This window comes from Mesorhizobium sp. B2-3-5 (assembly GCF_006442395.1).
In the GTDB taxonomy this organism is placed as follows: domain Bacteria; phylum Pseudomonadota; class Alphaproteobacteria; order Rhizobiales; family Rhizobiaceae; genus Mesorhizobium.
On sequence record NZ_VFVX01000014.1, the window covers coordinates 57939 to 71246 of the forward strand.

At 62.6% G+C, this 13308-nt stretch carries 9 protein-coding genes and 1 pseudogene; 4 read left to right on the top strand and 6 right to left on the bottom strand.

Annotated features, from left to right (window positions below):
* Positions 1 to 86: 86 nt before the first annotated feature.
* A complete protein-coding gene (locus FJ958_RS17505) occupies positions 87 to 1004 on the bottom strand; it encodes an NADP-dependent oxidoreductase (protein ID WP_140744445.1) in 918 nt (305 codons plus the stop codon).
* A 590-nt stretch (positions 1005 to 1594) separates the two neighbouring features.
* On the opposite strand from FJ958_RS17505, the gene FJ958_RS17510 reads away from it, so the two are divergent.
* The 3 genes from FJ958_RS17510 (at position 1595) to FJ958_RS17525 (ending at position 7019) form a co-directional block, all read left to right on the top strand.
* A complete protein-coding gene (locus FJ958_RS17510) occupies positions 1595 to 4144 on the top strand; it encodes a caspase family protein (protein ID WP_140744446.1) in 2550 nt (849 codons plus the stop codon).
* Positions 4145 to 4672: 528 nt separating this feature from the next.
* On the top strand, positions 4673 to 5773 hold the full coding sequence (locus FJ958_RS17520; RefSeq protein ID WP_140744448.1) for an OmpA family protein: 1101 nt from the start codon (positions 4673 to 4675) through the stop codon (positions 5771 to 5773).
* 40 nt (positions 5774 to 5813) lie between these two features.
* On the top strand, positions 5814 to 7019 hold the full coding sequence (locus FJ958_RS17525) for a caspase domain-containing protein (RefSeq protein WP_246679616.1): 1206 nt from the start codon (positions 5814 to 5816) through the stop codon (positions 7017 to 7019).
* A gap of 48 nt (positions 7020 to 7067) precedes the next feature.
* Here FJ958_RS17525 and FJ958_RS17530 read toward each other — a convergent pair whose 3' ends face one another.
* Entirely contained in the window at positions 7068 to 7604 is a 537-nt protein-coding gene (locus FJ958_RS17530; protein ID WP_246676886.1) for a hypothetical protein, read from the bottom strand.
* Positions 7605 to 7817: 213 nt separating this feature from the next.
* Between FJ958_RS17530 and FJ958_RS17535 the strand changes: the two genes are divergently transcribed.
* Positions 7818 to 8321 (top strand): OmpA family protein, encoded by a 504-nt coding sequence (locus tag FJ958_RS17535; RefSeq protein WP_140744450.1) that lies wholly within the window; start codon positions 7818 to 7820, stop codon positions 8319 to 8321.
* 86 nt (positions 8322 to 8407) lie between these two features.
* Here FJ958_RS17535 and FJ958_RS32005 read toward each other — a convergent pair whose 3' ends face one another.
* The 4 genes and pseudogenes from FJ958_RS32005 to FJ958_RS17550 form a co-directional block, all read right to left on the bottom strand.
* A complete protein-coding gene (locus tag FJ958_RS32005) occupies positions 8408 to 8908 on the bottom strand; it encodes a peptidoglycan-binding domain-containing protein (RefSeq protein WP_246679623.1) in 501 nt (166 codons plus the stop codon).
* 393 nt (positions 8909 to 9301) lie between these two features.
* Positions 9302 to 10017, bottom strand: a pseudogene (locus FJ958_RS32010) (caspase family protein); the annotation flags it as partial.
* Between the two features lie 356 nt (positions 10018 to 10373).
* Positions 10374 to 12815: a M23 family metallopeptidase gene (locus tag FJ958_RS17545; RefSeq protein ID WP_140744451.1), complete on the bottom strand. Its 2442-nt coding sequence runs from the start codon at positions 12813 to 12815 to the stop codon at positions 10374 to 10376.
* A complete protein-coding gene (locus FJ958_RS17550) occupies positions 12812 to 13306 on the bottom strand; it encodes a DUF1036 domain-containing protein (RefSeq protein ID WP_140744452.1) in 495 nt (164 codons plus the stop codon). Before FJ958_RS17550 ends, FJ958_RS17545 begins: the two co-directional genes overlap by 4 nt.
* Positions 13307 to 13308 lie beyond the last annotated feature (2 nt).

Genomic DNA, 13308 nt, shown 5'->3' on the forward strand with positions numbered 1-13308 from the left:
CTCACTCGAAAACGGACAGTCTGCCTACGACGCCAAACCAGCCGCGTCCACGCCACCATGACCGCTGATAGGCGCGTGTCGTTCGCTCACGGACGAACGCGGATGACGGTCTTCCCGTTGCGTCGCTCGGTCGGGTTGAGCGCGGCGAACGCATCGTCGAGGGTCGCGATGTTGCCGATATTCGTCCGCAGTCGTCCGTCTCGCACCCGCTGGACGATCTCGCTCAGTTGGGCACGATCGGACTCGACGACGAAGTCGACCGCCAGGACATCCACGCGCCGCGCCTCGGCCGGTCCGACGGCACTCACCAGCGTACCTCCGGCTCGGATCAGGGCTGCAGACCGCTTCTGGATGTCGCCCCCGATGACATCGAACACCAAGTCGACTCCGCCGACATCTCCCAGGGCATCATTGTCGAGGTCGACGAACTCGTTCGCGCCGAAGTCGAGCGCCTTCTGACGGTCGGCGGCGCGACCGGTGCCGATGACATAGGCGCCGGCCTCTCGTGCGAGTTGCGTCACCATCGAACCGACCGCGCCGGCCGCGCCGTGCGCGAGGACGCTCTGTCCCGCCCGAAGGCGGCCATGCTGGAACAATCCCTGCCACGCGGTGAGGCCCGAGATCGGCAGGCTCGCGCCCACCGTGAAGTCGATGTCGCCCGGCAGCGGCGCAAGGTTGCGTGCCTCGATGGCTATGTACTCGGCCAGGGTGCCGTCGCGGTACCAGTCGGCCAGGCCGAACACCCGCTGTCCCGGCGACAGACCCGTGGTGCCATAGCCGAGAGCGATGACAATTCCGGCGAGCTCGTGCCCGGGAATCGACGGTGTTCGGTCACGGTCGCGGCGATCGGTCCAGGTCGAGGGCCACGCCAGTTCAGTTGGGACGAATCCCGACGCATGAACCTGGACGACGACGTCGTTTATCGCTGCCTGCGGCTCAGGCCGCTCCGCCAGCTTCAACCCGGCCCTTCCCGCAGCCTGGTCGGTCACTACGATTGCTTTCATGATTACCTCCTCAGACACGGAATAGTCTCACTCGATCATCTAGATCATCGCTCACGAAATCCCAGCGCGCCTCTGAAAGGCGCCGTAGTCAGCCAGACCGGTGGCCTACGATTGTCGCTGCAATTGCTACGTCGGTCTGGCGAGCACGAGAGGCGAAGCATGCCGCAACCAATTGCTCAGCTCGTTGCGGCTCAACGGCCTCCGGCGTTTGCCCGCTCTCGAGCTACCTTGCAATTCGATCTCGACCGCGCCGCGTCGGACGGGCATTCTCATGGACGTTCATCCGCTCCTTCCGAGAACCGCCGAATCTTCGACAAGTTCAGACGCCCATGTCGGGATCGGGTGAACAAGCTATTGAAAGCGCACAGCCAGTGCCAAGCACTCTCCGGGCCCGGCGTCGAATTCGCCCAGCTTATTGCGGTACCCACGCCACTGGGTTATTTTAGCAGTTGATTGGGTGCGGCATCTGCCAGCCATCGCGGGTGCCTTTCGTGCCTTGCCGTTTCGGCAGATGTGAAGTCTTTAACGGACCGCGGCGTCACGAGCTGTGTCTTGTGGCCCGACAGGTCACCAGCAGTTAAGGATGAGCCATGCTGCGATGTTGTGCGTTCATTGCGGCCCTGATCCTCGCGAGCTTCACGGCGTTCCAAGCTTGCGCCGATCGAAGGGTTGCGCTTGTCATCGGCAATTCCGAGTACCGCGAAATTCCGGCTCTGAAGAATCCGGAGAAGGACGCCGACGACGTATCGAACACCTTCCGGCTGGCCGGATTCGACGTGTTCGTCGCCAAGGATCTCACCAAGATCGAATTCGAAAAGCAATTCCGCAACTACCTTGCGGCGGCGGACGGCGCTAATCTTGCTGTCGTGTACTATTCTGGCCATGGGTTTCAGATCGGCGGTGAAAATTTCCTGATCCCGGTCGATGCATCGCTCAGGAACGCGGCTGACATTGAGGTGCAGGCCGTAAAGCTCGATGATGTGCTGCAGCAGTTGCGCGCGAAATCGAAGATCCAGGTGATCATCCTCGACGCCTGCCGCAACAATCCGTTTCCGCGCAAGGACTATTGGTTGCGAGACCAGCTGATCACTGCCGGCGACACCGGCCTTGCGCAGGTGAGAAGTTCGCTGAACACGCTTATAGCCTTCGCCACCGAACCCGGTGCTGTCGCTTATGACGGAAGTGGCGATCTCAGTCCTTTTTCCTCCGCCTTCTCCCGTCGCGCGCTGGCGCCGAACCAGGAGATACGCTCGGTGATGGCGGCCGTTCGCCGTGATGTGGTCGAGGCTACGGCCGGCAAGCAGGTGCCTTGGGAAAACTCATCGCTGATCGACGAGGTCGTCCTTATGCGTCGCACCAGCCGGCCCGCACTGCCGCCGGTACTGGAAAAGGTCGTGCCGTCCGGCGTCGGCCCCGTCGCGCTCGACCTGCCGGAGCCGGTCGATGTCGATGGCGGCGCGGTCACCGTCAGCATCTCGAGACCGCCGGCGTTGGGGCGTCTGGTCTTGGATGGCAAGCCGGTAGCGGCGGGTCAGCCGATCGCCGGCAAGGATCTCCCGCGATTGGAGATGGAGGTGCCCAAGGGTGCCGGCGCTCAGGAAGAAGTCGACATGCTGGCCTATGCAACGCGCGACAATTGGGGCGGCGAATCGCAAGGCATCCTGGTGTTCCGGGTCAAGAATGGGGAGAGCGCCGAGGGCAAGCAACTCGTGGCCTCGCTCGAGTCCGAGCAGAAACAGGAAGTGGTGGAACGGGGCATTCACATTACCGGCGCCGCCGAAGCGATCGAAAACCGTGACGTACAGGTTCCCGTCGGCGTGGGCCCGGTTCCCTTGAAGCTGGATTTCCCGACCAAGGATCCCGCGGTCAGCCTGAAGCTTGCGAGCTATCCGGCAACCGGCACGCTATCCCTGCCGGATCGGACCTTGTCTCCGGATTCGAGCCTGATGGCCGATGAAGTCGACCACCTGCGCTACGAACCCCAGATTGGCGCCGTCAAACCACTGATAGTCGGCTTTGAAATCAGGGCTGACAACGCTTCGTCGAAGCCGGCGACGATGAAGCTGTCACCAACCGTCGATCCCTGCGACAGGGAGGCCGGTGAGCCTCTTGACCTGCAGGGCGTCGTCCCCGGCCTGCTGCCGAACCAAATCAGCAGCAATGCCGTTGACGTCTGCCGGGCGGCGGTGAAAGCCTATCCGGACGTCGCTCGCTTCCGCTACCAGCTCGGCCGGGCGCTGCTTGCGGTCGGCAAGGTCGATGAGGCCAAGAAGGCGATCCAGGAGGCTGCCGACAAGGGGCACGTCCGCGCGGTGTTCGAGCTTGGCTACCTCAACGCGACGGGAACGGGCATGCCCGTCAATCGCAAGCAGGCCAATACCTTCTACGCTGCAGCGTCCGACAAGGGGGATCCCTATGGGATGACCTCGTGGGGCCGCGCCTTGTTCAACGGCTACGGTGTCGAGCGTGACAGCACCAAGGGGCTGGACCTGCTGCTGAAGGCGGCGGCGATGGGGCACACCTATGCCATGAACGATCTTGCGGCGATCTTCACGGAAGGTCGCAATGGCGTGCCTGCCGATCCAGCTCGCGCCGTGGCCTTCCTCAAAGCTGGCGTCGAGCGACAGGACATGTATTCGATGAACTTGCTCGGCCGCAATTATCTCGCCGGCATAGGGGTCGAGAAGGACCCGAAGACAGCACTCTCGCTTTTTCAGAAGTCCATGGATCTCGGCCAACCTTATGCCCCCGGGAGCCTTGCGCGCATGTACAGGGACGGTGTCGGCGTGCAGCAGGATCTTGCAGAAGCACAAAGGCTATTCGAGCTGGCGACCGATCGCGGCGATCAGTCGGCCGCGTATGACCGCGCGGCTCTGGAGATGCAGAGGGGTGACAAGGCGGACCAGGCCGTGGCGGTGCGTTACCTTGCTTTCGCCGCCGCGCTCGATCTGCACAACGAAATTCCGGATGCCAGGAGCAGTCTGGCGAAGTTCGGAGCCAAGGCCAAGACGGCGGCTCTGAAGCGGATGCGTGATGACCTCAAATCGAAGATTTCGGCGGACGGCACGTTGGACGATCGACTGGTCAAGACAGCCAGGGCGGTCTGGGAACAAGCCAACCCGCGGCGGGACTTGTTCTGATCAATGTGGAGGCAATACGGTGGGCTGGGCATCGAAAAAACACGCAATCGTCGCAGCGATCCTATCAGGCGCTCTGGCTGTCGCGGGGTGCACGACCGTGACGCCCAGAGCCGAGCCGACCCCCACGGTGAAACACAAGACGAAGGTCATTCGCACGACGACCGCGCCAAAGGTTGTCGTTGCCAAGAAACTGATCAAACCCGTTGGGGAAACACCTGAATCTCCGCCCCCGGTCTTACCGGCCATAGGGGGCGGCAATAGTGGTGGCAATAGTGGTGGCAATAGTGGTGGCAACAGCGGCGGAAACAGCGGCGGCGGCGGTGGCGGCTGGGGAGGCTGACCAAAAGTTTCACTGAACTCGCTGATCGCCGCGCTCGGACTGTGACGACGCTCTCGCAGTGGATGATTGCATGGCATGCGTCTTCAACCGCGCACGACGGCTAGAACCGCTCGCCAAGCAAGGGCGAGTGCTCTATGCTCCCGTCTCGTGCCGGTATCGAGATCGGGTAGTCCTGGCGGGGGCGTTCCATGTTCGAAGTCGTAGCATTCTGGCGCAAAGCGCGGCCGAAGTCCGCTGACCGGCGAGTTGGGCTGATCGCCGTGCTGCTCGGTTTGCTCGCCTTCGGTGTGCAAACCGCGAGCGCTGCGGTGAACTGGACGCTCGATCCTGCCGCCTCGGTGCTCACCTATCAATCGGTCAAGAAGAACACGATCGTCGAGACCAACAAGATCAGGAACATCACCGGCACGCTGAGCTCCGCCGGCGACGCCAAGATCAGCTTCGATCTCAATTCCGTCGACACGGGCGTCGACCTCCGCAATGTGCGCATGCGCTTCCTTTTCTTCGAGACATTCAAATATCCGACGGCCGAGCTAACGGCGAAGGTGGACCCGGCCGCATTCGCCGACTTGCCGGTCAAACGCCGGATCAAGGCGACCTTGCCGTTCCGGCTGAGCCTGCACGGCGTCGACAAGGATCTGGAGGCGAGCGTCGTCGTGACCATGATCAGCGACACTCAGGTCTCCGTCGCTTCCGAGGCTCCCGTCGCGGTGCATGTCGAGGATTTCGGCCTGCTGCCGAACGTCGACAAGCTGCAGCAGGCCGCCAATGTGACGAACATAGTGCCCACCGCCTCGGTGTCCTTCGATTTTGTCTTTGCCGCGGATGGCAGCAAGCCGGCCGCGGTGCAGACCGTCGCTGCTGGCGCCGACGTCGGTCCGGTGGCCACCGATGCCGCGAAGACCAATTTCAGCGATGAGGAGTGCCTCAACCGGTTTGCTGTCCTGTCGCGCACCGGCGCCATCTACTTCCGCCCGGCAAGCGTCAGGCTCGATGCCAAGAGCCGTCCGCTGCTGGCGGAGGTCGAAGGTGTCGTCGGCAAGTGTCCGACGCTCAAGGTCGAAGTGTCCGGCTACACCGACTCCGACGGATCGCCCGAGGCAAACAAAACGCTTTCGGAACGGCGCGCCCAGGCGGTTGCCAATGCGTTGGTCGCCGACGGCGTGCCGCGCAGCCAGATCAGTGCCGCGGGCTATGGCGAGGATCGGCCGGTTGCCGCCAACGACACGCCAAAGAACAAGGCGCTCAATCGGCGGATCGAATTCTCCGCCACGAAGCTCGCGAACTGAGGTCGGGGTGGGCTGCCGTCCAATAGCGTTTTGCGCCGGCTTGCTTCGCGGCGCCGGTCTTGCCGCCATTGCCTTGCTTTTGACTTTGACCGCCGCCAGCGCCGAGCGCCGGGTCGCGCTCGTGCTCGGCAACTCGCAGTACCAGCACGCCGCGCCGCTCGCCAACCCCGTGCGCGATGCCCAGGCGATGGCCGAGCGCTTGCAGAACCTTGGTTTCGAGGTGATCTCCGGCTTCGACCTCACCAAGCAGCAGACCCAGGCCACGGTCGGCCAGTTCGCCAAGCAGGTGCGCGGCGCCGATGTGGCGCTTTTCTTCTATGCCGGCCACGGCTTGCAGGTTTCAGGCAAGAACTATCTGCTTCCGGTGGATGCCGCGCTGGAGGACGAGACCTCGCTCGACTTTGAGACCGTGTCCGTCGATTTCATCCTGCGCCAGATGTCTCGCGAGACAAGCATAAGGCTGGTGTTCCTGGACGCATGCCGCGACAATCCGTTGGCCGATGTGCTGGCAAAGACCGCGGGCATCAAAGGTGCAAGCAGCGGTCTTGCGGAAATTCCGATCGAGAATGGCGGCGCGGGAACGCTTGTCGCCTTCGCGGCCAGTCCCAACCAGCTCGCCTATGATGGCTCCGGCGACCACTCGCCCTTCACGACGGCATTGCTCCAGCACATTGGAGAATCAAATGTCTCCATCACCGAAGCGATGAACAGGGTGACCAGCGACGTCTTCAAGGCGACCGCCGGCAAGCAACGTCCCTGGATCAATGTTTCCTTGACCACCGAGGTTGTCCTGCACAAGGTCGATCTCAACGCGCCGCTGATCGTCGGCGAGGCGAGCGTTCCGCCGGCTGAAGCCGGCTCCGGAACCCGCAACACCGGCGCGTCGTCAGGCCAGGCCGACGACCAGCTTGCGCTCGATCTTCTACGCGCGAAAATCCCTAAGCTCGCGACTGACGGCCCGATTCTTTTCGATCGTCCCGTCAAGTTCGGCGACCCGGCGATCGACGGCAAGAGCATCGCCCAGTTGATCAGGAGCGAACCACTTTTCAGTCCGGTGGAAGGCCTCGACAAGTCGGTTTGGGAAGGCAAGCACTGCGACACCTGCCATGAGTGGAACGAAGCAAGATTGTGCGAGCAGGCGAAGAATTTCGCCGCCAACGACGTCTCGGTCCTGCGCCTGCAGCATCCGCTCGGTACCCGCTTCAAGGTCGCTCTGGCCAGATGGGCACAAGGCGGTTGCCGCTGATGCTGGCCTGATGCCAGCATGACGGCGAGTAGGGATCGGCGAAAGCCGTTACGCCTCCATCTCCGCCATCTGGATGCCCATTTCGACAAAGGCGGAAAGCACGGTGAACCGGTCGTCCTGCGAGGCGCGGGCGAGTCCGGCCAGAATTCCGGCATTGACGGCGTGGGCGGCAGGAAATCCGGTCGACACCATGTTGAGGGTCGGCTCACGCCACACCGCTGCCAATGCGATCCAGGCGGCCGGCGTCGCCGGCGGCAGGTCCAGGGCATTGCTCAGGGCGGCTTGATGGTGAGGATTGTCAGGTTCGCCGACGCGGTCGTGGACAAGCGCCAGCAATTCCAGATCCCCGTCCGCGAGGAGTTCAACGAGATTGCTCAGGCATTCATGTCCCCACCAGACGGCGGCTCGCTCGGGCAGGAGATAGGCGCAGAACGTGACGGCTTCTTCCGGCACGCGCCCGGCAAGCAGGGCACGGCAAAAGTCAAGCGGCGGCTGACCGGTGGCCAGCGATTTCATGTCCCTGGCGATGGCGGGACAAGCAAGAAACAGATCCCGTGCCGTTCTGTATCCGAGTTCATTGGCCATGGCTGCCACACCCCGAGAGCCAGCGGAACAGTACTGAAGCCTGTGGCCGAGCGCCGGTCAAGCGTCAGTCTTTAGCAGGTTAGCGGCCACGAGCAGCGTGCGTTTGTTCACAGACAATCGCTTCCCGATTTGATATGATACGCGCCAGCGAAATCCTCTCGGACAGGAGTGACGGTCATGCGATGGGGCAGTTCAGCCTTGGCATTGGCGGCCATGCTTCTTTCAACGCACGTCTCCGCCGATCCGCTTCAGAAGTCGGAAGACATCGTGAAGTTCTTCGCCGGCCAGCCAGGCAATCTGGGCGCCTCGCGCGGCATCTGCGTCGGCACGGAGGAAGAGTGCAAGAGCAAGGCTGAGAAGACTGGCTCAGCTTCACAAAAAACCGGTCTCGACATGATGATCAATTTCGCCCTTGATTCCGCGCAACTCGACCAGATCGCACGCACCGAACTCGATGAGTTCGCCAAGGCGCTGAAGGACAATCGGCTGAAAACGTTCAGCTTTGTCGTTGAAGGTCATACCGATGCAACCGGCTCGGATCGCTATAACCAGGACCTTTCGCAGCGAAGGGCGCAGTCGGTGGCGGCCTTCCTGACCGCGAACGGCGTGGAATCTACCAGGCTCGAAGCAATCGGCCTTGGCAAATCGCATCCGCGCGTCGCCAATCCTTACGATCCGGTCAACCGCCGCGTGGAAATGCGCATCAGGACCGAATAGGCGACTGCCGTTAGGCCGATCCGTTAAAAGCGATACCGTCAAAGGGGAGCCCGTCCAAATGTTGGCCCCCCTTTGACTGCCTGTGATCAATATTTCATCGCGCCGCCGATCACGACGCCGCTGCCGAAGATTAGCGCCCTGGTGAGGAAGTTGTTGTTGTCTCTCGGCGGCGGCTCGTCGCGCATGACGATCTCGCTGTAACGCCTGCGCTCGACAATCTGCTGTTGCATGCCTAGTTTCCGCCGCGCCACTGGCTTCAGGGTGCGGGTCTTCTGCACGGCCGCTTTCTTCGGCTGCGCCCCCGTCCGAGCCTGATCCGCCGCATTCTTGGTGAGCACCGTATCCATCATGGGGTCGGTCTGGAGAACCAGCAACGCCAGCTGTTCGCGTGTCAGAAAGGTGGTCGGCGGCAACCCGTTCCTGGCCTGCCAGACACCGATCGCCTGGCGCGTTCTCGGGCCGATATTGCCGTCGACCTGACCAAGCTCCGTACCCAGCGCTTCGATGCGCAACTGCAGATCGATGCGGCGGTTGCGATCGAGACCGATAGCGCTTTCCGTCAGGTCGGTGCCTTGCGTCTGTTTCATCTCGTCGGTGACGCCCGTCGAGGTGCGAACGGCCGAGCCGGGATTTGCATCCGATGCACTCGCGCCCAGCGCCGCAATCTGCTTGCCCGCTTTTGGATCCTTCAGCTGGTCGATGTCGAGCCTCGCCACCGTCGCGAAGCGGCCATTCGGGAACTGGTCGAGATACGCCTGGTAATAGGGAACCGCGTTCTTTTTCGAAGCCTCGTCCCAAAGGCGCTGCTCGATCTCCCAGGACGGCTGATCGCTGGCCACCGGCGCAGGGCCGGGCGAGGCCGTGGTCTTGGCTTCGGCGATCGGCGCCGCCGCGGATTGTGCCGCCGATCCGCCAAGGAAAACCTCGCGCCCCAGCGATGCGTTGTGCCACGGGCGCTGCCGGCCTTGCGTGGCTTCCGTCACGTCGCCGCGCACGCGCGTCAGCGCGCTCTGTATCTCGACCCCCGGCTCGGTCAGGTGCTTGGCCAAAGCCAGCGAGTAGGGGCTGTCGACGCCGTTTCCGTCGAAAGCGGTAGCGCCGGGCTCCGTCGCATAGGCAATCAAGACACCACCGCTGCCGACGCCGTCTGCCTTTGCTTCCACCGGCGCGAGGCCGGCGCCGAGCGAGCGGCTCTTGGGCAGCGCCGCGGCCAGCGTGCGCGCCAGCGGATTGTCGCGGCAGGCATCGAGAATGATGATGCCGACGGCGGGATCAGCAGGCAGCGCCGCCATGAACTCGTCGATCTGAACCGTGCGGGTCTTGAGATAGGCGGGTGAGGTCAGATCGGCATCGACCGGTATGAGATAGTTCCTGCCGTCGACCTGCATGCCGTGGCCGGCGTAGAAGATGACCGCGAGGTCCGCGTTGTAGGATTTTCGGTGAATTTGCTGATCAGGCCATGCATGCCGGCAATGTCCTGGTCGACGCCTTCGATCACGTCGAAGCCGGCGTTGCGCAAGGTCGACGCAATCAGGTGGGCATCGTTCGCCGGGTTTGGCAAGGCAACCGCGTTGACATATTTGCTGTTGCCGATGACCAGCGCGACACGCTTGCCCTCGACGGCTGCGGCCTGGACGCCGAAGGCGGCGAGGATGGAAAAGACAAGTCCGCTCAAAAGGATGACAAAGAGTTTCATGGATCAGCCCTCCGCCCAACGTGGCGCGCTATTGATGTCTGCGCATGCTCAATTCGTCAGCGACAAAGTCGCTTCTGCCAAAAATGGCTCTCAGGCTTATGTGATCCAAACCAGGGTTTAGGTTCACGGGGCGTAGCTGGGCCTCTGCAAATATTCGCCAATGCGCCAGCCGCCGGCGCCAAAACCGATCGGCTAAGTCAGGCGATCGTTGCCTCGAGCCGAGACGGTCATTAGGGCAACTCCAGGAAAATCGTGAAACGGCTTTCCCGGGAAAAGCACATCGCGCCTTCCCTTGGGAGTTGCCTCAAAACAAAGCGATAGAGCGGTTCGCCGTTTCCTCGAAGCGGTGAAATGCGCTAGCCTGGCCCGGGCGTATCCTGGAACGAATTGAGCAGGGTCGCTATTGCCTGCTTGTATTTTTCGAACTCCGGCGATGTCTGCCTGAGTTCGGTCGTGGTCGTCGCCGGCTGGCTTGCATCCGTCAAAACGCGCGGCGCTTTCTGTCCCATCTTCCGTTCGGCCCAGTCAACGACATAGCTGGCGGTCTTGCCGATGAGGAACGGGTTGGCCTCGATCACGGCCGAGCCCAGAACGGCGCTCAATTGCGACGAGCCGGGCGCGGCCAGCACTTGGTGCGCTCCCTCCATGCCAAGGAAGTGGCAGAGATAAAGGCGGCCTGCCGTTATCTGGTGGCCGCGGGCGCGCAGATAGGCCTCGCCTTCGCGTGCGAGGTTACGGACCATCTCTCGCGACAACGTCACGTCATAGCGAAGCGCGAGCAGGTCAGCGGTCGAGAGCGAACGGGCAAGATCGGGACGATAGGTGTTCATCATCCGGATCCAGGTCTTGGTGATGAACTGGCCGGCGCCGGTTGCTGACGAGTTGGGGTTCTTGGCACGGGCGCTGCCGCCGCTTTCGACATGCACGATCCGGTCGGTCAGCGTCTCGACGGCAGAATCAGAGCTGCCGGCCCCGCCGGGGTTGCCGGAATCAGCGCTGGCAACCGTGGTGACCGTCCCGAGGGGATCGATCGCTTCGCCGTTCTGATAAAGCTCGAAATGCAGATGCGGTCCGGTCGAGAGCCCGGTTGTGCCAATATAGCCGATGACGTCGCCGGCCTTCACCTTGGTGCCGACGCCGCTGGCTATGGCAAATTTCTGCATATGCGCGTAGCGCGTCTCGCGCCCGTTTGAATGGGCGATCTTGATCAGATTGCCATAGCTGCCGCCGTCGCCCTGGAAACTGATCTCGCCGTCAAAGGCGGCCAGGATCGGCGTGCCGATTGGAGCCGCCCAGTCGACGCCATTGTGGATTCGAACCGTGCCGAGGATCGGATGCTTACGGGGGCCGAAGGTCGATGTCATCACTCCGCTCACTGGCGTGACCATGCCGTTGATGACGGTCAGCGAACGAACCTGATCATCGCCGGTCACGCAGGCATACTGACCGTCGCTTTGCTGGAAGACGAAGCAGTCGAGGTTCTTGTCCTTACCCAGGACGCCGACGTAAAGCACCCGTCCGGAGATATCGCCCTGGCCGCGCGGCGTTTGCGAGTAGATCAGCACCAGGCGCTGGTCCTCGCTGGCGAAAGCGTCCAGATCCTGTCCTCTCGACAGATACATGATCGCTTCGCCGATCACGCTGGTCGGCACCTTGTTGCGCGCCGCGGTCGAGTAGATTGCGTCGAGCAGGCGATACTGCCGCTTGGGCCCGCCCTGATCCGAGGCACCGGAATAGTTGAAGAGGTCCTCGCGGACCCAGGGGTCGACGCCTGAAACGAAGGCGCCCGCGGTGTTGCGCGTCAGCGTACCGACATAGACGTTCCTGGCGTAGACGGAGACCTGCATCAGTGACATGGTCGTCGTCTCGCGGTTCGGCCGGAAACCGCGCAACGCGACCACAAAACCGGGCTCGAGCCCGTCGCGGTTGAACAGCGCTTTCAGCGCCTCGCCCGCAAGCCTGGCGTCGTCCGCGGAGAAATGCGCGTCGAGCACCACGCTATCCAGGCTGCGGTCGTTGAGGATTTTCACGAAAGTATCCTCCGTGGCCTCGAAGCGCTGATATTCGCTGATGACGGTCTCGACGGTGGTGTTGTTCTCGATCGCGGTTTTCTTGAAGGCGGGGAGCGCTGCCTCGCCTTGGTCGATTGTCTCGCCCCAGCCGGCCTCAGGATCGTCTGCGTCGGCTTTGGGTGCCGAACTGGCTGGGATCGCGCCCTCTTCCTGCGGCGCCTGCAGGTCGTTCGCCAGATCGCTTCGTTGATCGTTGGGCGCCACGGCAGGTGCGGGCGAAGTCGGCTGCTGACCGTCCGGTGCTGCGGCGGAAGGCTTCGGAGCAGCCTGCCGCTGCGCCTGGAAAAAGGCAAAATCCTCCTGCGTCGAGGGGATTGTCGTCATGAACTTCTCGCTGGCGCTCAGCATCACGTCGGACAGAATCTCGATTTGCGGCGAAGCCCCGGAAGTGTCGAGTTCGGCCGGGCGCGCAACCATATGGCCCTTCGAGGCGGTGTCGGCATCGGGCGCCAGCGTGATCCACATCGGGTCGCCGGCAAGGTCGATGATGGCCGGCACATAGACCGAGGCGTCCGGCGGCACGTCTTCCATACCTTCGACGGGATGCAGTTCTTCATCCTCGTCGCCGAACGACCAGTCATCCTTGGTCAGATAGAAGCCGGTGGCGATCGCGATGATGGTGAGCACAGCAATACCGGCAAGAAAGCGGCGCCAGAATTTGCGTCTGCGCTCGGTCTGGCGCGCCAGCTTCTTCCGTTTGAAGCTCGTGTCGATGCTGTGCGTCACGGGCTGTTTCCGGTCAGGAAATAGGTCCAGCGCACCTGCTCAAGGGTATCGACCTCGACGAAACGCGCCGCGATATGACCTCGCTGCCAGCACTCTTCGATGCCACGGATAGAGAAGCGGCGCCGATCGACACACATCTCAGTCGATCCGTCGAGGATCGCATGGCCGAACACATCGGTCGCGTACAGGTAGATGTATCGGTTGGTCAGCTCCTCGCGGATCACGTTCACGCACTGGTTGGCGCCGATGGTCCACCAGCCGTCGGTCTGGTCGGCATTGTCGACCTTCTGTCCAACGGCGAGATTGACGACGTCGAGCGTCTGGTTGCAGACGGTGAATTCGGCATGCGCGCTGTTGGTCGAGAGGATAAAGAGCAGCGCCGCGCCGAACGGCGCGGAAAATGCCACATGGGCGGAGAGGCCCAGCAAGAATCGAAACCAGCCTGTGCGTGTCAAAGCCTGGCGAAATGAATGCAGGTAGCGACGGTCCATCG